This is a genomic window from Streptomyces rubradiris, from assembly GCF_016860525.1.
Taxonomy (GTDB): Bacteria; Actinomycetota; Actinomycetes; order Streptomycetales; family Streptomycetaceae; genus Streptomyces; species Streptomyces rubradiris.
On the sequence record NZ_BNEA01000007.1, the window covers coordinates 375,311 to 397,287 of the forward strand.

The window sequence follows — 21,977 nt, forward strand, 5'->3', positions numbered from 1 at the left end:
CCGCAATATCCCCTGTTCAGGGGGGATTTATCGGTGCCGGGACCTGCCCGGCCGGGGAGTGTTCTGTGTACGATCGAACCGCCGGGCGGCGCCTTCGCGCCCTACTCGAACCACTCCAGCTCCCCCGAGGAAGAACATGAAGTTCACCAACGGCTTCTGGCGCGTCCGCGACGGCGTGCAGATCTTCTACGCGGTGCAGCCGCGTGATGTACGTCTGTCATCGAAGCGCTTCACCGCCTATGCGGCCGTACAGAACGTGGCGCGGAGAGGGGACACGCTCAACGCGCCGCTGCTCACGGTCGACTGCTTCTCCCCCGCCGAGGGCGTCATCGGTGTGCGGGTCACCCACCACGCCGGCAAGCGCCGCCCCGGCCCGGACTTCGCCCTGGGCGGGGAGCCGGACGGCGCGGGCGTGGTCCGCCGGGACGGCACGGTCACGGAGCTGACCAGCGGACCGCTGACCCTGCGCCTGGACGAGGCGGCCCCGTGGGCCCTGGCGTTCCTCGGCGCGGACGGCCGGGAGCTGACCCGGGCGGGCGCCAAGGGCACCGCCTTCGCCACCACCGACGACGGCGCCCATCACGTCCTGGCCCAACTGGCCCTCGGTGTGGGCGAGCAGGTCTACGGACTCGGCGAGCGCTTCACGCCGTTCGTGAAGAACGGCCAGGCGGTGGACATCTGGCAGGCGGACGGCGGTACCAGCAGCGAACAGGCCTACAAGAACATCCCGTTCTACCTCTCCTCGCGCGGCTACGGCGTGTTCGTCAACCACCCCGGCAAGGTCTCGTTCGAGGTCGGCTCGGAGTCCGTCGGCCAGGTGCAGTTCAGCGTCGAGGACCAGAGCATCGAGTACTACGTGATCGCCGGACCCACCCCGAAGGAGGTGCTCGCCCGCTACACCGCCCTGACCGGCCGCCCGGCGCTGCCGCCCGCCTGGTCCTTCGGCCTGTGGCTGACCACGTCGTTCACCACCGACTACGACGAGGCGACCGTGATGTCCTTCGTCGACGGCATGGCCGAGCGCGGCATCCCGCTGTCGGTCTTCCACTTCGACTGCTTCTGGATGCGCGAGTACCAGTGGTGCGACTTCCAGTGGGACCCGGCCGTCTTCCCCGACCCGGAGGGCATGCTGGCCCGGCTGAAGGAGAAGGGGCTGCGGGTCAGCGCGTGGATCAACCCCTACATCGCGCAGAAGTCCCCGCTGTTCGAGGAGGCGGCGGCCCTGGGCCACCTGGTGCGCCGGCCGGACGGCGATGTCTGGCAGTGGGACCTGTGGCAGGCCGGCATGGGCCTGGTCGACTTCACCAGCCCCGACGCCCGCGCCTGGTTCCAAGCCAAGCTGAAGGCGCTGCTCGACCAGGGCGTGGACTGCTTCAAGACCGACTTCGGCGAACGCGTTCCCATCGATGTCGTCTGGCACGACGGCTCCGACGCGGAGCGGATGCACAACTACTACACCCACCTGTACAACCGGACCGTCTTCGAACTCCTGCTGAAGGAGCGGGGCGAGGGCGAGGCCGTGCTCTTCGCCCGCTCGGCGACCGCGGGCGGGCAGCAGTACCCGGTGCACTGGGGCGGCGACTGCTGGGCGTCCTTCGAGGCCATGGCGGAGTCCCTGCGCGGCGGGCTGTCCCTGTCGCTGAGCGGCTTCGGCTTCTGGAGCCACGACATCGGCGGCTTCGAGGGCACCCCCGACCCGTCGGTGTTCAAGCGCTGGCTCGCCTTCGGCCTGCTCTCCTCGCACAGCCGCCTGCACGGCTCCACCTCCTACCGGGTGCCGTGGAACTTCGGGGAGGAGGCCGTGGCGGTCGCCCGGCGGTTCACGCTGCTCAAGCACCGTCTGATGCCCTACCTGTACGGCGCCGCGGCCGAGGCCCACCGCACCGGCGTACCGGTGATGCGCCCGATGCTGCTGGAGTTCCCGCACGACCCGGCGTGCCGCCCGCTGGACCGCCAGTACATGCTGGGCCCCGATCTGCTGGTCGCCCCGGTGTTCACGGAGGACGGCGAGGTGGAGGTCTACCTGCCCGAGGGCACCTGGACGCACCTGCTGTCCGGCGAGCGGGTCACCGGCCCGGCCTGGCGCACCGAGCGGTACGGTTACGACAGCCTGCCGCTGTACGTCCGCGAGGGCGCCGTCCTGCCGCTGGCCGCCGACGACAGCCGCCCCGACGGCGACTGGCTGGACACCCCCACCCTGCTCGTCCACCCCACGGCCGAGCCGGACTTCACCGCCGAGGTCACGGTCCCCGACCTGTCGGGCACCCCCGCCGCCACCTTCACCGTCCGCCGTGACGGCACCGGGTTGCGGGTCACCGCGCGCGGCACCGAACGGCCGTTCACCGTCCGTGTCGCGGGCGGCGGCGCGAGCGCGACCGGCACGGGCGAGGTGGCCGTCCCCCTGGACTGAGCGGCCGGCCGCCGGATTCCCGGGAAAAGCACGGGAAGGGCGCGCGGTGCCCGGCTAGTCTGTCGCGGCAGGCAGGCCGGGCAGCAGTACGTGGGGGGAACGCGATGACCGCCGTCTCGAAGGACAGCACGAAGCACATCACGGCACCCGTCGTCACCGACCGGCTGGTGCTGCGGCTGTTCACGCCCGCCGATGCCGAGGACCGGTACGCCTACCAGTGCCTGCCGGAGGTGGCGCGCTACCTGTACCGGCCGCCGCTCACCCGCGAGGGCTGTGCCGAGTCCATCGCGGCCCGGGCCCAGGGCACCGGCTGGCGGTCGGACGGCGACACGCTGCTGCTGGCCGTGTGCCGGAAGGACGAGCCCGGGGTCGTCGGCGAGGTGGTCCTCACCCTCACCGACGCGCACGCGCGGCAGGCCGAGATCGGCTGGGTCTTCAACCCCCGTCACGCCGGGCGGGGTTACGCCACCGAGGCGGCGGGCGCGCTGCTCTCACTGGCCTTCGGGGAGTTGCGCGCCCACCGGGTCTTCGCCCGGCTCGATGTCCTCAACACGGCGTCGGCGCGGGTGTGCGAGCGCCTCGGGATGCGCCGCGAGGCCCATCTGGTGGAGAGCGACCTGGACGGGGACCGCTGGGGCAGCGAGTACGTGTACGCGCTGCTCGCCCGGGAGTGGCAGGGCTGAATCCCGGCCGGGCCGGGCGGCTCAGGCCGTCGCCGTGTCCGCGGCCAGTGCGTCGCGGAGCCAGGCGTCGGCCGCGCCGAGGGTGAGGCCGGGGATCAGCGTTCCCGCCAGGTGCCAGTAACGGCGCATCACCGGGTGGTCCGCCGCGGCGAGACGGGCCGCCAGGGCCCGGCGGAAGGCAGGGGTGTCCCGGGTGCCGGCGGCCCGTGCGTAGGCGGCGGTATAGCAGTCCAGGGCCTCCCCCGGGCCGGGGACACGACCGGCCCGTACGGCGGCCTCCACCAGTCGGTGGGCTTCGTACAGGCCGTCGTAGAGCAGGTCCGGGTGTGCCTCGGTGACGGGCCGGTGGCCGGCGAGGCAGTGGTCGGTGGCGTCCGTGGCCAGCGCGTGCACCCGGGCGAAGGCGAGAACCTGGTCCGGGGTGGGGTCGGCGGGCGGCTGGGGAACGGCCGCCTCGGTGATCGCGGTGCGGAGCCGGGCGGACAGCCGGGTGGGCAGCAGCCGGCGCCAGTAGTGGGCGATCGCGGCGGTGTCGGGCGGGACGCTGACCGCTCCGATCAGCTCCAGGCGCTCCGCCAACCGCTCCGGTTCACCGTCCTGTAGTGCCCGCAGGGCGGCCTCCCGCCAGCGCAGGGCGGCGAGTTGACCGCCGATGTCGTCCAACCGCCGTGCCACCACGGCTTCCAGGCCGTCACCGGACTCGTTGCCGTCACCGCATTCCAGGAACCGCTTGATCTCGGGCACGGGGACGTCGAGGGCGCGCAGCGACCGGATCGTCCGCAGCCGGGCCAGGGCGTCCGGCCCGTAGCGCCGGTGGCCGCCGCCGCTGCGGGCGGCTTCGGGCAGCAGGCCCTGGTCGGAGTAGAAGCGGATGGTCTTGACCGTGGTGCGGGCCCGCGCGGCCAGCTCGCCGATGCTCAGGGTGCCGTCCGGTGACACAGCTTGAACCTCCCTCAGGGGGAGTTCCTACGTTACCCGCGACGACCTACTTGTCTGGAGGCGCTGATGTCTGCGTTTGTGCTGGTCTCCGGCCCGTTCACCGACGGGCGGATCTGGGACGCGGTGGTGGGCCGGCTGCGGCGGGAGGGTGCCGGTGCGTACCCGGTGACGCTGGACATGCGGCCGGAGGCGGACCTGGAGACGCATGTCCAGGACGTGGTCCGGCTGATCGACTCCCTCGACGTGCCGCGGGTGGTGCTGGTCGGTCACGACTACGCCATCCACCCGGTGCTGGGCGCGGCCGACCTGCGCCCGGAGCGGGTGGCCCGCGTCGTCCACCTGGACGCCGGGCTGCCGCAGCCCGGCGACCCCGCCCTGGCCCTCGTACCGGACCCCACCGTGCATCAGCTGCTCGGGGCCGGCGACGACCCGCGGCCCGTCCCGCCGCCCGGGCCGCGGGACTGGCAGCGCTGGGGCAGCACCGAGGGTCTTACGGCGGACCGGTTGGAGTTCCTGAGCGCTGTGGCCGTCGCCCAGCCGCCGCGCACCCTGACCCAGCCGTTGCGGCTGACCGGAGCGGCGGCCGGCGTGCCGGTCAGCGCGGTCCTGTGCACGGCCGGGGGGACGACGATCGAGGGGGTCCAGGAACTGGTGCGGGTAGGCCCGCCGCAACTGCGGAAGCTCGCCGACCCGCGGGTGGGCTTCTTCGAACTGGCCACCGGCCACTGGCCGATGCTGTCCAGTCCGCGGGAGCTGACCGAGGTGCTGTGCCGCGCCGCCGCGGACGAGGGGCACAGGCTGACCCCGCCCGAGGGCGATCCCGCGTTCCTGCGCCCGTTCCTGCTGGACGTCCCCGAGCGGCCACGGGTGCGGACCGGCCGCGTGGACCTGCACCTGCCGGAACCGGGGACAACCGGCGCGCCCCGGCCGGCGGTGCTGTTCGTGCACGGCGGTCCGCTGACGCCCGACGTCGACCCGGCCCCCCGCGACTGGCCGTTCTACCTCGGCTACGCCCGCCTCGCGGCGAGCCTGGGCGCGGTGGGCGCCGTCGTGGAGCACCGCCTGCACGGCCTCACCGCCTACCCGCGGGCCGCGGACGACGTGACCGAGGCGGTCGAGCTGCTGCGGGCCGACCCGCGCGTGGACCCGGAGCGCATCGCCCTGTGGTTCTTCTCGGGCGCCGGGCTGCTCGTCACCGACTGGCTCACCGCCCCGCCGGAGTGGCTGCGCTGCGTCGCCCTGACCTACCCCGTCCTCGCCCCGCTGCCCGGCTGGGGCGCCGTCCCGCCGCGCTTCCGCCCGGCCGAGGCGCTCCGGGCCGGCGGGGCCGAGCCGCCACCGCTCCTGCTCACCCGGGCGGGCCTGGAGACCCCGCAGATCGCCGCCACGGTCGAACGGTTCCTGGGCGCGGCGCAGGAGTCCGGGACCCCGGTCGAGATCATCGACGTACCGCACGGCGCCCACGGCTTCGAGCTGCACGGCCCGACGGACGAGTCCCGGGAGGCGGTCACCCGCGCGATGGGTACGGTGCTCTCGCACTTGGGTATCTGAGGCCGAAGAGTCCTGTTCACGGTGCGGGGCGCCGCCGCTGCCGCTGGTCTTCGGCGGGCTCGGACCGCTGGTCGCGGGGGTCGGGCGACGGTCGTCGTGGGCGTGACGCGGAGGCGCTCGACGGCCGTGCGCTGATCGCGGCGACCGCCGGGGTCGGTGATCCGGCCGGCGGCGGTCGCCGTCGCCGCGGTCCCGGTGCCGACCCCGGGCTCGTGCGTCCGGTGCCGCGCCATGGCTCACACCGGTTCGGGCTGCGGCTCCGCTCGGGGCGCCGGCACGGGCTTCGGTTCCCACCGCGAGGTGGTCCGCAGGTAGCCGTAGATCACCGAGAGCATCGCCAGAATGACGAGCGGCCCGAACAGCCAGGGAAGCCGGGCCATCTCCATGGGCAGGTAGCGGTACGCCACCAGGAGTGCCACGAAGACCGTCGCGCCGTGGGCGACCAGTCGCGTCCCCGACCGGTCCCAGCCCCGTGCCTGCGAGCGCAGCGCGGCCTCGATCGTGAGCGTGAACACCACACCGGCCACGATGTCGGCGCCGTAGTGGTAGCCGAATCCCAGGGTCGCGGCGAGCGTGGCGATGAGCCAGAAGGCGCCTCCGTACCGCAGGATTCTCGGGCCCTTGCGGGAGTGGATGAAAATGGCGGTGGCCCAGGCCGTGTGCAGGCTGGGCATGCAGTTGCGGGGGGTGATCCCGTCGTACAGCATCGGGTGCGGTGTGGCGATGGGCGTCGGTGTGTGCGGCCAGAGGTTGGCCGCCGCCCACTCCAGACCGCCGGTGCCGGAGGCGCCCGGGCCGTAGGCGAAGATCGGGCCGACCACGGGGAAGATCATGTAGATGCCCGGGCCGAGCAGGCCGATCACCAGGAAGGTGCGCACCAGGTGGTGGCGGGGGAAGCGGCGCTCGGTCGCCACGTTGCGCAGCTGGTACAGGGCGACGACGACCGCGGCCACCGCGAGCTGCGCGTAGACGTAGTCGAGCAGGTGCGTGCCGACCGGGCCGCTGGCGTTCACCAGGCGGCCGACCAGCCACGACGGGTTGCCCAGCGCGTGGTCGGCGACCGCTACGTACTGGTCGAGCACCATCGGCCGGCTCTTGGACGTGATGAGCAGCCAGGTGTCACCGGTCTTGCGGCCGGCCATGAGCAGCAGGCCCAGTCCGACGCCCTTCAGCAGGAGGGCGCGCTCCTGTCCTGTGCGGCGTGCGACGGCGAAGACCGCGGAGCCCAGGAGCACCCACAGCGCGCCGTTGCCGAAGGGGTGGCCCTCGTCGAAGTCGTAGTGGAAGCCGGACGCCCAGCGCACCAGCAGGAAGACGACGTCGATGCCGACCGCGACGCCCGCGGCGATGAGCCGTTGCCGCCAGGTGAGCACCACCATCATCAGGCCCATGCTGGCGTACAGCAGGAATCCCGACTTGGGCGGGTATATCAGCTCTCGCGCCTCGGTGGTGAGCGGTCCCCGCAGACCGTAGTGATGGGCGGTGATCTCCAGTGCGACCAGGAAACCGACAGTTGTCACAGCCGCCGCGGTCCAGAGGATCACCCGTGGTCGGCGCCACAGGGGGACCTCGGTTCCGCCCTTTGTTCGGGGTATTACCCGTGTTGGTATAGGTATCAATTCTCTGGCCGATTTGTTAGTTGTTGTATATTTAGGTGTCTTTTCGCGCCGGATAGCACGGTTTTCCGGTGAATGACGAGCGTTGGGTGCGCTCGTCATGAGTTCGATCATGTTAGCCGAGTGGTGCGGCCGGGGTTTGCCTCTTACAGAGCCGTCTCTCGCATTTCCCGCGAGGGTGATCTCCGTGACTCCGGGCGGCGAGGGGGAGGCGGCCTGGTCGCGTCCGCGCGGCGATAGCGTGCTGCCATGCATCATGAGGTGACCGATACCGACACCGCCGTGGCGATGGGCAGCGGCGATGTGCCGGTGCTGTCCACCCCGCGGCTGATCGCGTGGTTGGAGGCGGCGACCGTGCGGGCCGCCGCGCCGTTCACCCGGGCCGGCCAGACGACCGTGGGGACCGGGGTCCGCGTCAGGCATCTGCGTGCCTCCCGCGTGGGTGCGCGGGTGCGGGTGAGCGCCGAGCCGCCGTCGGTGGACGGCCGACGCCTCACCTTCCCGGTCCGTGCCGTCGACGACTCCGGCCACCTCGTCGCGACCGGCGAGATCGACCGGGCCGTCGTCGACCGCGAGAGATTTCTCTCCGGGGTGTCCGCGCGGGAAGAGGACCACTGAAGGGGTGGACAGAACTCGACCTTGACCTCAAGGGCAGTTGAGGTATCAGAGTCATCGTTCATGACACGTTTGCGGGACCTCCAGCACCCTTCCGCCGGTACGACGTTGATGAGCGAGTGGCTCACCGGAACCGCCGAGCGGTCACGCACGGCCGCCGACGCCCTGTTCCACGAGTGGACGGCGGCACAGGCGCCCCCCGGGCGGCTGGCGCAGCACGTCTTCCTCGCCCTGGACGGCACCGGCCTCTTCTTCTACGCCCAGTGGACCAGCGACGAGGAGCATCTGGCCTGGGCCCGCGCCCGGCGCACCGAGGTCGTCGGCCGCGTCGACGCGCTGGTGCCCGGCATCGAGCGCCCCGGGCTCACCCGGACGCGCCTCACCCGCAGCGTCGTTCACGACGCCCACAGCCCGGCCGGCCTCTTCGCCGTACGCACGGTGGCGGCCGGCGACGCGGACGCCGCGACCGCTCCCTCGCCGGGCCTGCTCGGGGCGCACCTCCATGTGACGTCCGACGGCGAGCGAACCGTCGTCGTCACGGAATGGACCGACGCCGCCTCCCAGGAAGCCGCCTCGGGAGGTGACCCGGGCGTCAAGCGCTACACGCACGCCCACTCGTTCGTCGGCGACCACACCCGGCGCCGGACCTGACGCGCCACGTCAGCGCTCGTGCGTCCAGGCGAGCGTGACGCGCATGTCGCCGGGCCGGGGCGGAGGCTCGCCACTCCGCTCCGGGCCCGGGGACGGAGGGCGGCCCCTTCGCCGTCGCGCGTCAGGCGTCCGTCTGCCGTCTGCCGTCTGCCGTCGCAGGGTCGGCAGAGCCTAGGCGGCGCAGGTGAGGGCGTCGGGGAGCAGGGCGAAGGTCCGCTCGATGAGGTCCGTCAGGCCGTCGCGGCCCCCCTGACCGCCCTCGGCCGTCCAGCGCAGGCACGCCGTGCGCCAGGAGGCGACGAAGATCTCCACGGTGAGCCGGAGGCACGTCTCGTCCACGCCGGCGCCGGAACGGCCGGCCAGCGTCTCGACCATGGCCAGGGTGGTGTCCTGGCAGTACCCCAGGCTGTGCGACTGGAGTACCGGAACGGACTCCGACAGCTCACGGGTGGCCAGGAACCGGCGTTCCCAGTCCGGGTCCATGTCCTCCAGGGTGGCGTTCAGGGCCACTCGGAGCGCTTCGAGGAGCGGGCCGTCCAGCTTCGCGGCGGCCACGCGGTCCAGATACGCCGACCACAGGTCGCTGTCGGCGGCGAGCGCGACGTCCTCCTTGGACCGGTAGTTCCGGAAGAAGGTCCGCTTGGACACCTCCACCGCGTCGCACAGGTCGTCGAGCGTGGTGGCGTCATAGCCGCGTTCGGTGAACAGACGGAGCGCGGTCTCGGCCAGAGCCCGGCGCGTGCGCAGCTTCTTCCGTTCCCGTAGCGGCAGTTCGCGCAGATCGTCACTCACACGATGAGCCTACCACCCGGACGCGGTTGCCCTTTGACAGCTAATGCCACTCAGTGGCACTGTCGCCCAAGTGGCCGTTCGGTGCCATTTCTTGCCGTCTCCTGGAGGAGCCCTCCGTCGTGACTACCGATTCCGCGGGCCGACCACGTCCGGCGATCACGCTGGCCGTGGTCCTGCTCGCCTTCGCCACCGTGCCGATGTCCATCTCCGGTGCGGCCGTCGCACTGCCCGGCATCGGCGAGGACCTGCACACCGCGGGCGCGCCCCTGCAATGGGTCATGAACGCCTACAACCTGACGTTCGCCTCGTTCATGCTGGTCGCCGGGTCCGCGGCCGACCTGGTCGGGCGCCGGCGGATCTTCGCGACCGGATCGGCGGTCTTCGCCGTCGGTTCGCTGGCCGCGGCGGTCGCACCCGGCGTCGTCCTGCTGGACCTCGCCCGCGCCCTGTCGGGCATCGGCGCGGCGGGGGTGTTGGCCAGCGGTGGCGCGATCCTGGCGACGACCTTCGACGGTGCCGTCCGCACCCGTGCCTTCGCGGCCCTCGGCAGTGCCGCCGGTGTCGGGCTGGCGGTGGGGCCGACCCTGTCGGGGTGGCTGGTCGGCACGCTCGGCTGGCGCGCCACGTTCGGGATGCACGCGGTCTTGCTCGTCGTGGCGTTGTCGGGTGTCGGGTTCGTCGCCGAGTCCCGCGCCCCGCGGCGTCCCCGGCTGGATGCGACCGGCGCGCTGGTGTTCGTGGCGGGCCTCGGCCTGCTCGTCCTGGGCGCGGTCCAGGGCCCGCAATGGGGCTGGACGAGTCCCGGCGTGGCGGCGCTGCTCGCCGGCGGCGCGGGACTGCTGGTGCTGTTCGTCTTCCTGCAGTCGCGTTCCGCGGCCCCTGTCCTGGATCTGACGCTGGTGCGGAACCGCCGGTTCTTCGCGTTGTGCATGGTGCCCGTGGTGACGACGTTCGGCTTCGTGACGCTGCTGACGTACCTGCCCACCTATCTCGTGGGGGCGAGCGGCTTCTCCGCCCAACGCGCGGGAACGGTCCTGCTGTTGCTGACCGCGCCGGTACTGCTGACCCCGCCGCCGGCCGGGGCCCTGGTCAACCGGGGCGTGTCCGCCCGTACGCTGATCACGTCGTCCTTGCTGATGTTCGCCGGCGGAAACGCGTGGCTCACCGCGATCGGCCCCGGCGATTCCGTCGCCGTGATCGCCGGTCCGCTGCTGATGACCGGGCTGGGCGCCGGGATGTCGTTCGGCGTGGGCGACGGTGCGGCGATGAGCCTTGTAGAGCCCGAACAAGCCGGTATGGCCACCGGGTTCCTCAACACCATGCGCATCGGCAGCGAGGCCATCGTCATCGCCGTGTACGGCGCGGTCCTGGTCAGTCTCATCGAAACCCGTGTCGGATCACGGGAACTGGCCGCGCGGGTGGCCGCGGGCGACCTGTCCGGCGGCGGCTCGGCCGTGCGGGCCGACGCCTTCACCCACGCCCTTCACCTCGCCCTGTACGGAACGGCCGCGGTGTGCGCGATCGGCGCGGTGGCCATCTTCGCCGCACTGGCCCCACCACGCCGGACCACCACCGCGGCACCCCTCATTCCCGAACCCGCCCGGCAGCCTACGAAGGCGGTCTGACCAGCCCCCAAAGAGAAGTCGCCGAGAGCGGCCCGCACCGACCCGAGCCCCCTCGGCCCGGTGCGGGCCGCTCCGCGTCATGCCCATGAGCATCGGCCCTGGTGGCGGTGGTGGCCACGGGACGGCTCGCCACCTGCCGGGAGGCTCGGGAAGCGGTGCCCCGGAGGGGGCGGACAGGCCCCGGAGCAACGGCGCACGGAGGGCGTCGGCGGCCGGTCCTCCCGGGCGGGCGCGCCGCAGACACGGCGTCGGCGGTGCCCAGCCCCTGTTCTGTGACTGCTCCTCGAACACCGTGGGTGCCTGCCCGCCCGCCATCTGTCCGGCGGCAGGAGGCCGTACCGGACGGCGTGCTCCGGGTCGCCGGGGGTCATGACGGCGTCGCCGGCGACTGCTCCCGGACTCCGGCCACCGCCTGGTGGTGGCGGGGCGTCTCGATCTCGTCTCCGCTGTCTTGAACACGGACCGCGCCGGTTCTCGGAGTTGCGGGTGCCGCTCAGGCGTGTCACGCCCAAGGTCCTCACCCAGTCGCTGCGTTCCCTGGAGCGGGACGGTCTGATCAAGCGCACCGTCCACGCACAGGGCCCTCCGCACGTGGAGTACGAGCTGATCCCGCTGGGCCGCAGCCTGCTCGGACCGATCGCGGTCGCCCGCGCCTGGGCCGAGCAGCACTGGGAGGAACTCGTCGAGGCCCGCGAGTCGTACGACGACGCCGCTCGTCTCGGCCACACCGGCTGACCCCGCTCACGGCCGCGTACGTCAGCCCTTTCGAGTGCCGCAGGGTTTCGCCGGCGAGCATCCCGGCGGTCGCGCATCACCCGGGCCACGGCCTCTCGCTCGTCCCGCCCGTCGAGGGCATCGCCCGCGCGAAGTGACCACGGAAAGCTGTTTGCCCGGCCCGCTCAACCCGCCCTGATAGGTTGCCTGATCATGATGCGCCCCTGGTTGCTGCCCCTCCTGTTCATCGGCTGCGGCTCGCTCGTCGCGGTTGTACGGTCCGTGGACGGGTCCGTGGGACCGGCCGTCGCGATGTGGCTGGTGTTCGCGCTGCTCGCGGTGGTGCACTCCCCGCTGGTGTTTCCGCGGCCGGTCGGTGCGGTGGAGGCACGGGAGCTGAGCACAGTCGACGGCCGACCGGTCGTCTACTGGCGGGCGGGGTGCAGGTACTGCCTGCGTCTGCGGTTCCGGCTGGGCCGGGACGCCCGTCGGCTGCACTGGGTCGACATCTGGCGTGACCCGGCCGGCGCGGCGGCGGTGCGGGCGGTCAACGGGGGTGCCGAGACCGTGCCGACGGTGGTGGTGGCGGGCCGGCCGTACGTCAACCCCGACCCGCGGTGGGTGCGCGCCCAGCTCTGATCGGCAGTGGTGCGAGTACGGCGTGCCGTCGCCGGCATCGGTCAGGCCGGGGACATGCCGGAAACGGCCGCCCGGCCACCGACCTTCACAGGCTCAGGTCACCGGCCTTCACACGCTCAGTGTGATCGTGGCGCCGATGCCTCCCAGTACCAGGGCGACGCCTGCTGCGGGCCGGCCACCGGCGCGCCAGGGAGGTAGCGGCCGAGGGCCAGTCGGCCCGGGCCGGTCCCGGCCACGGTCAGGGCGACGACGGCGATGCCCACGTTGTACTCGACGCCGCCGTCCGATCCCCACAGGCCGTGCGCCCCGGTCACCGTCGCCATCGCGTCGATCATCACTCCGACCAGCGCGGCGGCCGAGAGCGGGGTGAACGGTCCGACCGCCAGGCCGAGGCCGCCGTGGAACTCGGAGAGACCGGCGATCACCGCGAACAGCTTCCCCGGGCGATAGCCGAGGTCCGCGAATCCCTCGCCGGCGGCCGTCGGCCCCCGGCCCGCCGAACAGGAGTCGCTGCCAGCCCTATGCGAGAAAGAGGGAACCGACCCTGGGCAGAATTGCTCCGGGAGAACAGGCCATCGTCATTATCGTGATCGCGTTTGTCCCGTACGGCGCTTGGTCCGATCACTCTCGATCAACACACCTGACATTGCCGCAGGTTGTCCGATCATCCGCATGATGCCCGCCCGGGTACGCGCCTCACCTCTGTCAGTGATCTTCGCCGTCATCGGCCTGCGTTCCGGCGCGGAACGCGTACCTTTTGCCAGGTGATCGCAGTCCTTTTCCCCGGGCGAGGCGCCCATCAGTCCGGTTCGGGCGCGGAATTCTCCGGACAGTGTCCGGAGCCCGCCCACCGCGCCCGGCGGGAAGGGCACGGCTGTCACCGCCATCCCGCCCGGGCTCTCGACCGGGTACCGCGGCTCCGCGCCGAGCGAGTCCGCTGACCGGTTCCGTCCGACCCGGTCCACCGACCGACTCCCCCTGACCCTCCCCACCGCCCGGATCCGCCCGGCCCGATCCGTCGGCCCGAACCGCCCGGGGCGCTCCACCGCACCCGTATCCGCCCGGTCCGCTCCACCCCACTCGAATACGCCGAACCCTGATCCGCCGGCCCGGAACCACTCGGCCCGCGCTACCGACCCGTACCCCCGCCCCTCTCCCCGTCTGGACGACGCCATGTCCCTGCCGCGTACCGGCCCGCCCTCGCCCGCCGCCGCCCCCGCCGTGCCCCGATCCAGGCGCTGCCGCCCCGGTGCCGTGCTCGTCGTCGAGTCCGTGGCCGTCTTCATGGTCATGCTCGACAACCTCGCGATGAACAACGCGCTCCCCGACATCGGCAGGGACCTGGCCGTGGGCGTCGGCGGCCTGGAGTGGGTCGTGGCCTCGTACACGCTGGTCCTGGCGGCCTTCCTGCTGCCGGGCAGCATCGTCGGGGAACGGCTGGGGCGGCGCCGGCTGTTCCTCGCCGGACTGGCCGCGTTCACCCTGGGGTCGGCGCTCGGGGCGACGGCGGACAGCTGGGCGATGCTCGTCACCGGCCGGATCGTCCAGGGCGCGGGAGGCGCGGCCCTGCTGCCGTCCAGCGCCGCCCTGCTGCGGCAGGTCTTCCCCGAGGATGCCACCCGGGCCAGGGCGCTCGGGCTGCGCGGCGCCGCGTCCGGCCTGGGGCTCGCCCTGGGCCCGGTGATCGGCGGTCCGCTCGTGGAGCGGTTCGGCTGGCAGAGCGTGCTGTTGATCAACGTGCCGATCGGCGTGTGCCTGCTGCTGTTCGGCGCGTTCTTCCTGCCGTACGCGCCGCCGTGCCGCAGCCGCCCCTGGGACCTGCCCGGACAGGCGCTGGCGGCCGTCGGCGTCGGCGGGCTGATCTTCGCGCTCATCCAGGGGCCGTCGGAGGGCTGGACCGACCCGGCCGTCCTGGCCGGGTTCACCGCGGCCGGGCTGGCGCTGCCCGCCCTGCTGGCCGTGGAGGCGCGCGCCGCCGAGCCGATGATCGATCTGTCCTTCTTCCGCGACCGGCTCTGCGCGGTGGCCGCGCTGGCCGGTTTCTCCACGAGCCTGGCCCTGTTCGGGGCGATCTTCTTCCTGTCGCTGTACCTCCAGTACATCCTCGGCTGGTCGCCGGCCGGCGCCGGCCTCGTCTTCCTGCTGGCGTCCGCGTTCATCGTGGTCACGGGCCCCGTCGCGGGCAGGCTGTCCGCGCGCCGGAGCGCCTTCCGGCCGCTGCTGGTCGGCGTCACGCTGTGCCCGCTCGCGCTGGCGGGGCTCGCCGGGTACGGGGAGAACGCGCGCTACGCCGAGTACTGCTGGGTCCTGCCGGTCATCGGGGTGTGCGTGAGCCTGACGTTCGTACCGGTCAACGTCATCGTCGTGCAGCGGGTTCGCGGCCCGCGGGCCGGCATGGCCACCGCGATCGCCGAGACGCTGCGCGAACTCGGCGGTGTCACCGGCGTGGCGGCGCTCGGGGCGGTACTCAACTCCCGGATGCGGGACTCGTTCCTGCGCCAGGCGGAGGCCGTCCTCCCGGCGGACCAGGCGACCGCGCTGGCCGACCGTGCCCTGGCCCACGGGCCGGCGGCGGCGCTCGCCGGTCCGGGCGCCGGTGCGGTGCGCCGCTGGTTCCACGCCGCGTTCCTCGACGGTCTGCACGCGGCGCTGTACACGGGGGCCGTGGCCACGGCCGTGGTGGCGGTGTGCACCTACCTGATGGTCCGCACGCCGGCGGCGGCGCCGGCCGACGAGCCGGGCGCGCTGGTGCGGCCGACGGCGTAGCCCGCATGGACACGGGGCGGAGCGCTCCGCCGGGAGGGAGGCGGACCCGGAGACGGCCCGGATGTGTCCCTGTGCGGCCGACGGCGTAGCCCACGCGGGCTCGGCACCGAGCGCTCCGGCAGGAGGGCGGCATACGCGGGGACGGCCCGGATGTGCCGTGCCCCCTGCCCGGACGTCGGCGTAGCCCGCGCGGGCGCGGCGCCGGGCGCTCCCGCAGGATGGGAAGCGGGAGGGAGGCGGACGTGGAGCGCGGCCCGGATGTGACCCTGTGCGACCTGTGGCCCCGGCTGCCCGGCGGGGCCCGCTCGGAACTGATGCGGCGCGCCGCCGAGGCCGACTGGTGGGTTCTCGACGCGCTGCCGAGCCGCTGGGAGGCGCTGCGCCCGCTGGTCTTCGCCGAGGCGGACTACCAGCGGTTCGGCGAGCTGGCCGCGGGCGTGCTGCGGTGCGCGCTCCTCGCCTGCCGGCGCCGGGCCGGGACCGCCGGCGAGCTGTGCCGGGCGCTGGACGACCACCGTGAGCCGCGGCTTCTGGACCCGGCGCAGCCGCTGTCCGACCCCGCGCTGTTGCGCGTGGCCCGTCCCGACGCGCTGGTGGCCGGGGGCAGGCCCTGGTTCGTGGAGCTGAACACCGGTCCCAACGTCTACGGTGTCCCGGGCCTGGAGCGGCGCGCCGCGGCGTTCGCCCGCGGCTGGCCGGACGGCGCACCGGCCGAGCCGCCTTCGACCCTGCGCGCCAGAGCGGTGGCCCTCGCCGGAGCGGTGCCGGAGCCGGTGCCGGGCGGCGGGCGCCGCCGGGTGCTGGTGCCGACCTGGCGGGCGGCCTCGGGTATCGCGGCGAAGCTCGGCGGCGCCGGCGCGTTGCGCCGCTATCTGCGGCCGGCCGCGGAGGCCGCGGAGGCGGTGGGGCTGGAGGTGACGGTCGCGGACCTGTCCGAGGTGCGCGGTGGCGCCGCCGGGCTGTGGGTGGGCGGGGACCGCGTCGATGTGGTCTTCAATCAGTTCGTCGGTTCCGTGGTGGCGGACACGGCGGCCCTGGGTGTGCTGCGCGAGGCGGTACGGGCCCGGAGCGTGCGGTTGTTCGTGCCGGAAGCGGCGTGTCTGCTCAGCGCCAAGCAGGTGCTGGCCTGGATGCACGAGGATCTGGACCTGTACGCGCCCGAGGACCGGGCGCTGGTCCTGGGGCATGTGCCGTGGACGGCGTGGCTGGGCCCCGGGCAGTCCGCCGAACGGCGCCGGGACGTCCTGGCGCGTGCCGTGCGGGAGCGGGCCGGTCTCGTCGTCAAGCCGTCGCGCGGCCACGGCGGTACGGGTTTCGTCGCCGGTGTCGAGGTCGCCGCCGGTGACTGGGCCGGCCTGCTGGCGCGGCGGTCCCGCGAGGAGACGCTGGTCCTCCAGCACCGGATCGTGCCGGACACCACGTGGATGCATGTCCGGAGTGCCGACGGCACGCGGGAGACGGCCCGGGTGCCGTTCGTCGTCTCCCCGTTCCTGGTGAACGGCCGCACGGCGGGCGCCTACGTCCGTCACGGGAGCCCCGGGACGGCCTCCGGTGCGCCGGTGAACACCGCGGCGGGAGCGGTCTCCAACACGGTGCTGCTGCTCCCGTCCCCGTGACACCAGTCTCCCGGTGCGGGGGATCTTGCCGACCGGTCCCCTCGCCCGGCATAGTGAGTTTGAAAATCCAACTCACAGTCCGACTCACAGGGAGCGTGCCGGGATGCGCGAACCACATGTCACGGAGGGAGCCGGGCGGCCGAAGCTACCCGCGAAGCTCGCCGGCCATCCGTCCGTACGGGCCGTCCTCGCCCGCCGGGACTCCGGAGCGGCGGACGAGCCCCCGCAGGTGATCGACGCGCAGTGGCTGCGGGAGCTGTGCCTGGCCGCCGGTGCCGACGACGCCGCGGCGGTGAGCCTCGGCCACCCGGACCTCGCCGGGGAACGCGAGCACGCGCTGACCGCCCTCCCGGGCACCCGCACCCTCGTCTCGCTCGTGGTGCGGATGAACCGCGACAACTACCGCTCGCCCGCCCGCAGCGTGGCGAACCAGGAGTTCCACCAGGCCGACGAACAGATCAACCACGCCGCCCGGGCGGTCACCCGGGCCCTGCAGGACGCCGGCTACCGCGCGCTGAACCCGTCGGCCGGCTTCCCGCAGGAGATGGAGCGGTTCCCGGGCCGTATCTGGGTGGTGGCGCACAAGACGGTCGCCGTGGCGGCGGGCCTCGGCGTGATGGGGCTGCACCGCAACGTCATCCACCCGAAGTTCGGCTCCTTCGTCCTGCTGGCCACCGTGCTGGTGGACGCGGAGGTGAGCGCCTACGGGCAGCCGCTGGACCACAACCCGTGCATCGACTGCAAGTTGTGCGTCGCCGCCTGCCCCGTCGGCGCCCTCACGAAGGACGGCGACTTCGACTTCATGGCCTGCGTCACGCACAACTACCGGGAGTTCATGAGCGGGTTCACCGACTGGGCGCAGACGGTGGCGGACAGCGCGGACGCCACCGACTTCCGCTCCCGCGTCACCGATCCCGAGAACGCGTCGATGTGGCAGAGCCTGGCGTTCAAGCCGAACTACAAGTCCGGTTACTGCGTGGCCGTCTGCCCCGCCGGTGAGGACGTCCTCGGCCCCTACCTCGACGACCGCAAGGGGTTCATGGACACGGTGCTGCGCCCGCTCCAGGACAAGGCCGAGACCCTGTACGTCCTGCCGGACTCCGACGCGCAGCGGTACGCGGAGCGCCGCTTCCCGCACAAGCCCGTCAAGGAAGTCACCGGCGGCTGGCGGCCCCGGCCGCGGGAGTCCTGAAGGCTCTACGGCTGGTCCGGCCGCCGAGGCCGACGGGGAGGTGAGCGCCCTCCGCCGCCCCTCGGACCCGGCGGCACAGTCACCGCGGATGGCATCGGCACAATCGTTCCCGGGGCCGGCAACGGCCTTCCCCAGAGCGGGAGAACCCCCGGCCGGGGGTGGTGTCAAAGCCACCACCGATACGTGCCCCAGCCGCATTCCGCGCCCCCGCACGACCCCGTAGCGTCCCCCGGCATGACACTCTCCACAAGCTTCCTGCCCGTCGTGAAGGGGCGGCGCGGCCTCTTGGTCTACCTCGGCGTCGCCTACCTCTGCATGTGGGCGGCCATGTCACCGCTGCTGCTCGGCGGTTACCACCGCGGTGACGCACGCGAGGCGACCGGTGCGTTGCAAGAGGTGTGCATCGCGGCCGCGATGCTCGCACCCGCCCTCGCCGCCATCCTCGTCGTCCACCGGGTCGAGCGCGGCGGCCGGGTACGGGACACGCTCGCCCTGCGGTGGCCGAGACCGTGGGGACGTACCGCACTGGCGTGCCTGACGGCCTTCGCCGTCCCGTGCGGGCTCACGGCGGCCGCCCTTGCCCTCGGCACCCTGGCCGGCCGCTACCCGTTCGGCGGCGTGCACTGGAGCGGGCTCGGCGGCTGGGCGGCCGGGGCCGTGCTGGGCATGCTGGTGTCGCTCCCGCTGTTCTTCGGCGAGGAGTTGGGCTGGCAGGGATACCTCTTCCCGCGTCTCGCGGGGGACGGCGGCGGCCGGAGCCTGGTCCGGGCGTACGCGGTCACCGGCGCGGCCTTCGCCCTGTGGCATCTGCCCACGCTGCTGATGGGCGGCCAGTACCCGGGCCGGCCCTGGTACGTGTCGGTGCCCGCCATGCTGGTGAGCTGCGTCCTGATCCTGCCGGTCTTCACCTGGCTCAGGCTGCGGTCGGGGTCGGTCGTGCCCGCCGTCATCGGGCACGCGTTCGTCAGTTCGATGAGTGTCGGCATGGTCAAGGAGTTCGCCGATCCCACGGCGGCCCTGGATCCGCTGCACATGGGCATGGCCGGCTGGCCCGGCTGGGTCGCCACCGGCGCCTTCGTCGCGTTCCTGGCGCTGACCGGCCGCCTCCGGCCCTCGTTCCACGCTCGCGCCCGTACCGGCGAACTCCCCGCGGGTCACGTCGATTTCCGTTCCGAACAGCCCGCCCGCTCCCGCTGAGGCGGCGGCTCGTACCCTGTTCCCGTGCCGTCCTCCCGTATGCGTCGTGTCACCGTCCTGGTGCTGGAAGGAGCCAAGCCGCTCGATGTCGGCATTCCCGCCCAGGTGTTCACGACCCGGGCGAGCATGCCGTACGAGGTGCGGGTGTGCGGCGCCGCGCCCGGCCTGGTGACCGGCGGTGACGGCCTGTCGTACCACGTCGCCCACGGCCTCGACGCGCTGGAGTGGGCCGAGACCGTCTTCATCCCCGGCTACCGGTTCCCGGACCGCGAAGACCCGCCGGCCGCCGTGGTCGAGGCGCTGCTCGCCGCCCACACCCGGGGCGCGCGGCTCGCCGCCATCTCGACGGGCGCCTTCGCGCTCGCCGCCACGGGCCTGCTCGACGGCAGGCGTGCCACGACCCACTGGCACTACACCCGGGCGCTCAGGGCGAAGCATCCGCTGGTCCGGGTCGACGAGAACGTCCTGTTCGTCGACGAGGGCAGCGTGCTGACGTCGGCCGGTGCCGCCTCGGGCATCGACCTGTGCCTGCACATCCTGCGGGGGGACCTCGGGGTGGCCGCGTCGAACCACGCGGCCCGGCGCCTGGTCGCGGCCCCCTACCGCAGCGGCGGTCAGGCGCAGTACGTGCCGCGCAGCCTGCCCGAGCCGCTCGGCGAGCGGTTCGCCGCCACCCGCGAGTGGGCGCTGCACCGGCTCGGCGAACCCCTCACCCTCAAGGCGCTCGCCCGGCACGCGGCGGTCTCGCCGCGCACCCTCTCCCGGCGCTTCGTCGAGGACACGGGGTACACACCGATGCAGTGGGTCATGCGGGCCCGCGTGGACCTGGCCCGCGAACTGCTGGAGCGTACGGAACGCAGCGTGGAGCAGATCGCCGCCGACGTCGGTCTCGGCACCGGTACGAACCTGCGCACCCACTTCCAGCGCATCCTCGGCACCACCCCGACCGAGTACCGGCGCACCTTCGTCCGGCGGGACTAGCCTCCTGCGGCGGGGATCGCGTGCCGGTCCGGGTACGGTGCGGAGCGTGAACCGTCAGCAGCTGGAGTACTTCCTCGCGGTCGCCGAGCACGGCAGCCTCGGTCACGCGGCGGTGGCCGCCGGGGTGAGCCAGCCGTCGCTGTCGCAGGCCCTGGGCACCCTGGAGAAGGAGATGGGCGCGGCGCTGGTGCGCCGGGTGCGGCGGGGGGCCGTCCTCACTCCGGCGGGGCGGGCGTTCGTGCCCCACGCGCGGCTGCTGCTGCGTGAGCTGCGCCGGACGGGCGAGGTGATCGGCGGTCCGGACGGCGGGCTGTCCGGGGAGCTGGACCTGGTCACCACGCCGGTGCTGGCCGTCGATCCCTGCGCCCCGCTCCTCGGGCGGTTCCGCGGGCTGCACCCCGAGGTGCGGGTGCGGGTCCAGGTCACCGACCGCGACGCGGAGGTGCCCGGCATGCTGGCGGACGGCCGGGCCGAGGTGGGCCTTGCCTACCTCCCCCTGGACACGGACGGCATCGTGGTGCGCGCGCTGGCCGAGCACGAGATCATGGCCGTCTTCCCGCCCGACGAACCACCCCCGCCCGACCCGTTGCCGGTCCGGTGGCTGGCCGGCCGGGAGACGGTGGGGGTCACCGGGCACAGCCGTCAGCGCGCACTGGTGGGCGACCATCTGGCGGCCCACGGGGTGCGGCTGCGGCTCACCGTCGAGGTGGCGCACCGGGAGATGGTGGTTCCGCTGGTGCTGGCCGGGGCGGGCATGTCCTTCCTCGCCGGGAAGGCGGCGCGGTGGGCCGCCGGGCAGGGCGCGCGGGTCCGCCGGCTCGATCCGCCCCTGCGCCAGCGGTACGGGCTGGCGCATGGGCACGGCCGGTTGTCCCCGGCCGCCCGGGCGCTGGCCGGCCTGGCGGTGGCACCGGACGACGGAGCGTACGTGGGGGGTGGGTCCTTTGCCGGGTGAACCGGGCCGGGGCGCGCCGTTCACCGGTCTGCGGCAGGCCGAGTACTTCCTGGCCGTGGTCGACAGCGGCGGCATCACCGCGGCGGCGCGGCGGCTGCACGTGGCGCAGCCGTCCCTATCGCAGACCGTACGGGCGATCGAACGGCAGGCGGGCGTTGAGCTGTTCGAGCGGACGCCGCGCGGTGTCGTCCCCACTCCGGCGGGCCGGGCCCTGGTGGAGCCGGCCCGGCGGCTGCTGGCGGCGCGCCGGGCGGCCGGCCGCGCGGTCTCGGACGTGGCGTCGCTGCGCGCCGGCCGCCTGGAGCTGGTGGCGCACGCCTCGGTGACGGCCGACCCGCTGGCGCGGGCGGTGGGCGGGTTCCGCCGGGCCTACCCGGGGGTCGGCGTGCTGGTGGAGGACGCGTCCGACGACGACGAGCTGGTGTACGCGCTCGCCGACGGGCGCCATGAACTGGCCGTGGTGTCACTGCCGTTGCCGTCGGCTCCCGATCTGGTGACGGAGGAGCTGGGCCACCACGAGATCTGGCTGGCCATGGCGCCGGGCACCGCCATCGCACCGGGACCGGTGTCGCCGGCCGAGGTGAGCGCCATGCCGCTGGTGGCGGTCCTGCACGGCGGCTCCGCCCGGCACGCGATCCGCCGGGCCCTCGCCGGCACCGGGACCGAGGAAGGCGTTGGGCACGGCACCGGGCATCGGCGGAGCAGCGGGCGCGAGCCGGGCGCGGGGCGCGAGCAGGACGGCCGGGAGCCGGCGCGGGCGGTGCGCTCCTGGGCCGGTGTCGTCACGCCGCGTCTGGGTTCCGTCATCCCGCTGGTGCTGACCGGTGCGGGCGCGGCTCTGGTGGACCGCTGGTACGCCGAGCGCATCGCGGAGCAGGGCGGGGTCGTCCGCCCCCTCGGCCCGCCCGTGCGCGCCCCGTTCGGAGTGGCACGCCGCAGGGAGCCCCTGTCCCCGGCCTGCCGGGTGTTCCTGGACATCCTGCGGGAGACGTGCGCGGCACGGTCCGCCGGCGGCCCGGGTCCGGGAGCGTGACC

At 73.5% G+C, this 21,977-nt stretch carries 19 protein-coding genes; 15 read left to right on the forward strand and 4 right to left on the reverse strand.

Annotation, left to right across the window (positions count from 1 at the left end):
• Positions 1-136 precede the first annotated feature (136 nt).
• Entirely contained in the window at positions 137-2,410 is a 2,274-nt protein-coding gene (gene yicI, locus Srubr_RS10990; protein ID WP_189991124.1) for an alpha-xylosidase, read from the forward strand.
• A gap of 104 nt (positions 2,411-2,514) precedes the next feature.
• Entirely contained in the window at positions 2,515-3,093 is a 579-nt protein-coding gene (locus Srubr_RS10995; RefSeq protein ID WP_189991126.1) for a GNAT family N-acetyltransferase, read from the forward strand.
• Positions 3,094-3,114: 21 nt separating this feature from the next.
• Here the strand turns inward: Srubr_RS10995 and Srubr_RS11000 are convergent, their stop codons facing one another.
• On the reverse strand, positions 3,115-4,032 hold the full coding sequence (locus Srubr_RS11000; RefSeq protein ID WP_189991127.1) for a MerR family transcriptional regulator: 918 nt from the start codon (positions 4,030-4,032) through the stop codon (positions 3,115-3,117).
• 66 nt (positions 4,033-4,098) lie between these two features.
• On the opposite strand from Srubr_RS11000, the gene Srubr_RS11005 reads away from it, so the two are divergent.
• Positions 4,099-5,583, forward strand: coding sequence for an alpha/beta hydrolase (locus Srubr_RS11005; RefSeq protein WP_189991129.1), 1,485 nt, complete (start codon positions 4,099-4,101; stop codon positions 5,581-5,583).
• A 236-nt stretch (positions 5,584-5,819) separates the two neighbouring features.
• Here the strand turns inward: Srubr_RS11005 and Srubr_RS11010 are convergent, their stop codons facing one another.
• Positions 5,820-7,145: a phosphatase PAP2 family protein gene (locus Srubr_RS11010; protein ID WP_373313401.1), complete on the reverse strand. Its 1,326-nt coding sequence runs from the start codon at positions 7,143-7,145 to the stop codon at positions 5,820-5,822.
• Between the two features lie 303 nt (positions 7,146-7,448).
• On the opposite strand from Srubr_RS11010, the gene Srubr_RS11015 reads away from it, so the two are divergent.
• Both Srubr_RS11015 and Srubr_RS11020 read left to right on the forward strand, forming a co-directional pair.
• Entirely contained in the window at positions 7,449-7,817 is a 369-nt protein-coding gene (locus Srubr_RS11015) for a thioesterase family protein (RefSeq protein ID WP_189991131.1), read from the forward strand.
• Between the two features lie 60 nt (positions 7,818-7,877).
• On the forward strand, positions 7,878-8,465 hold the full coding sequence (locus tag Srubr_RS11020; protein ID WP_189991133.1) for an antibiotic biosynthesis monooxygenase: 588 nt from the start codon (positions 7,878-7,880) through the stop codon (positions 8,463-8,465).
• Between the two features lie 171 nt (positions 8,466-8,636).
• On the opposite strand, the gene Srubr_RS11025 is transcribed toward Srubr_RS11020, so the two are convergent.
• Positions 8,637-9,257, reverse strand: coding sequence for a TetR/AcrR family transcriptional regulator (locus Srubr_RS11025; protein ID WP_189991135.1), 621 nt, complete (start codon positions 9,255-9,257; stop codon positions 8,637-8,639).
• Positions 9,258-9,376: 119 nt separating this feature from the next.
• Here Srubr_RS11025 and Srubr_RS11030 point away from each other — a divergent pair, with 119 nt between their 5' ends.
• The 3 genes from Srubr_RS11030 (at position 9,377) to Srubr_RS11040 (ending at position 12,235) form a co-directional block, all read left to right on the forward strand.
• Positions 9,377-10,882, forward strand: a complete 1,506-nt coding sequence (locus tag Srubr_RS11030; RefSeq protein ID WP_229926506.1) for an MFS transporter — start codon at positions 9,377-9,379, stop codon at positions 10,880-10,882.
• 369 nt (positions 10,883-11,251) lie between these two features.
• Entirely contained in the window at positions 11,252-11,617 is a 366-nt protein-coding gene (locus Srubr_RS11035) for a winged helix-turn-helix transcriptional regulator (RefSeq protein ID WP_189991136.1), read from the forward strand.
• Positions 11,618-11,809: 192 nt separating this feature from the next.
• A complete protein-coding gene (locus tag Srubr_RS11040) occupies positions 11,810-12,235 on the forward strand; it encodes a glutaredoxin domain-containing protein (protein ID WP_189991138.1) in 426 nt (141 codons plus the stop codon).
• A gap of 116 nt (positions 12,236-12,351) precedes the next feature.
• On the opposite strand, the gene Srubr_RS11045 is transcribed toward Srubr_RS11040, so the two are convergent.
• Positions 12,352-12,669 (reverse strand): DoxX family protein, encoded by a 318-nt coding sequence (locus tag Srubr_RS11045; protein ID WP_308439892.1) that lies wholly within the window; start codon positions 12,667-12,669, stop codon positions 12,352-12,354.
• Positions 12,670-13,408: 739 nt separating this feature from the next.
• Here Srubr_RS11045 and Srubr_RS11050 point away from each other — a divergent pair.
• The 7 genes from Srubr_RS11050 to Srubr_RS11080 all read left to right on the forward strand — a co-directional run bounded on the left by Srubr_RS11050 (position 13,409) and on the right by Srubr_RS11080 (position 21,975).
• Positions 13,409-15,001 (forward strand): MFS transporter, encoded by a 1,593-nt coding sequence (locus tag Srubr_RS11050; protein ID WP_189991140.1) that lies wholly within the window; start codon positions 13,409-13,411, stop codon positions 14,999-15,001.
• A gap of 242 nt (positions 15,002-15,243) precedes the next feature.
• Positions 15,244-16,617 carry a serine/threonine-protein kinase gene (locus tag Srubr_RS11055; RefSeq protein ID WP_189991142.1) on the forward strand — a complete coding sequence of 458 codons (1,374 nt, stop codon included), beginning with the start codon at positions 15,244-15,246 and terminating at the stop codon, positions 16,615-16,617.
• Positions 16,618-16,720: 103 nt separating this feature from the next.
• Entirely contained in the window at positions 16,721-17,809 is a 1,089-nt protein-coding gene (locus Srubr_RS11060) for a 4Fe-4S binding protein (protein WP_189991144.1), read from the forward strand.
• A 234-nt stretch (positions 17,810-18,043) separates the two neighbouring features.
• On the forward strand, positions 18,044-19,006 hold the full coding sequence (locus Srubr_RS11065) for a CPBP family intramembrane glutamic endopeptidase (RefSeq protein WP_189991146.1): 963 nt from the start codon (positions 18,044-18,046) through the stop codon (positions 19,004-19,006).
• Positions 19,007-19,030: 24 nt separating this feature from the next.
• Entirely contained in the window at positions 19,031-19,987 is a 957-nt protein-coding gene (locus tag Srubr_RS11070; protein ID WP_189991148.1) for a GlxA family transcriptional regulator, read from the forward strand.
• Positions 19,988-20,033: 46 nt separating this feature from the next.
• On the forward strand, positions 20,034-20,942 hold the full coding sequence (locus tag Srubr_RS11075) for a LysR family transcriptional regulator (RefSeq protein WP_189991150.1): 909 nt from the start codon (positions 20,034-20,036) through the stop codon (positions 20,940-20,942).
• Positions 20,932-21,975 (forward strand): LysR family transcriptional regulator, encoded by a 1,044-nt coding sequence (locus Srubr_RS11080; RefSeq protein WP_189991152.1) that lies wholly within the window; start codon positions 20,932-20,934, stop codon positions 21,973-21,975. Before Srubr_RS11075 ends, Srubr_RS11080 begins: the two co-directional genes overlap by 11 nt.
• The last annotated feature ends 2 nt before the right edge of the window (positions 21,976-21,977 follow it).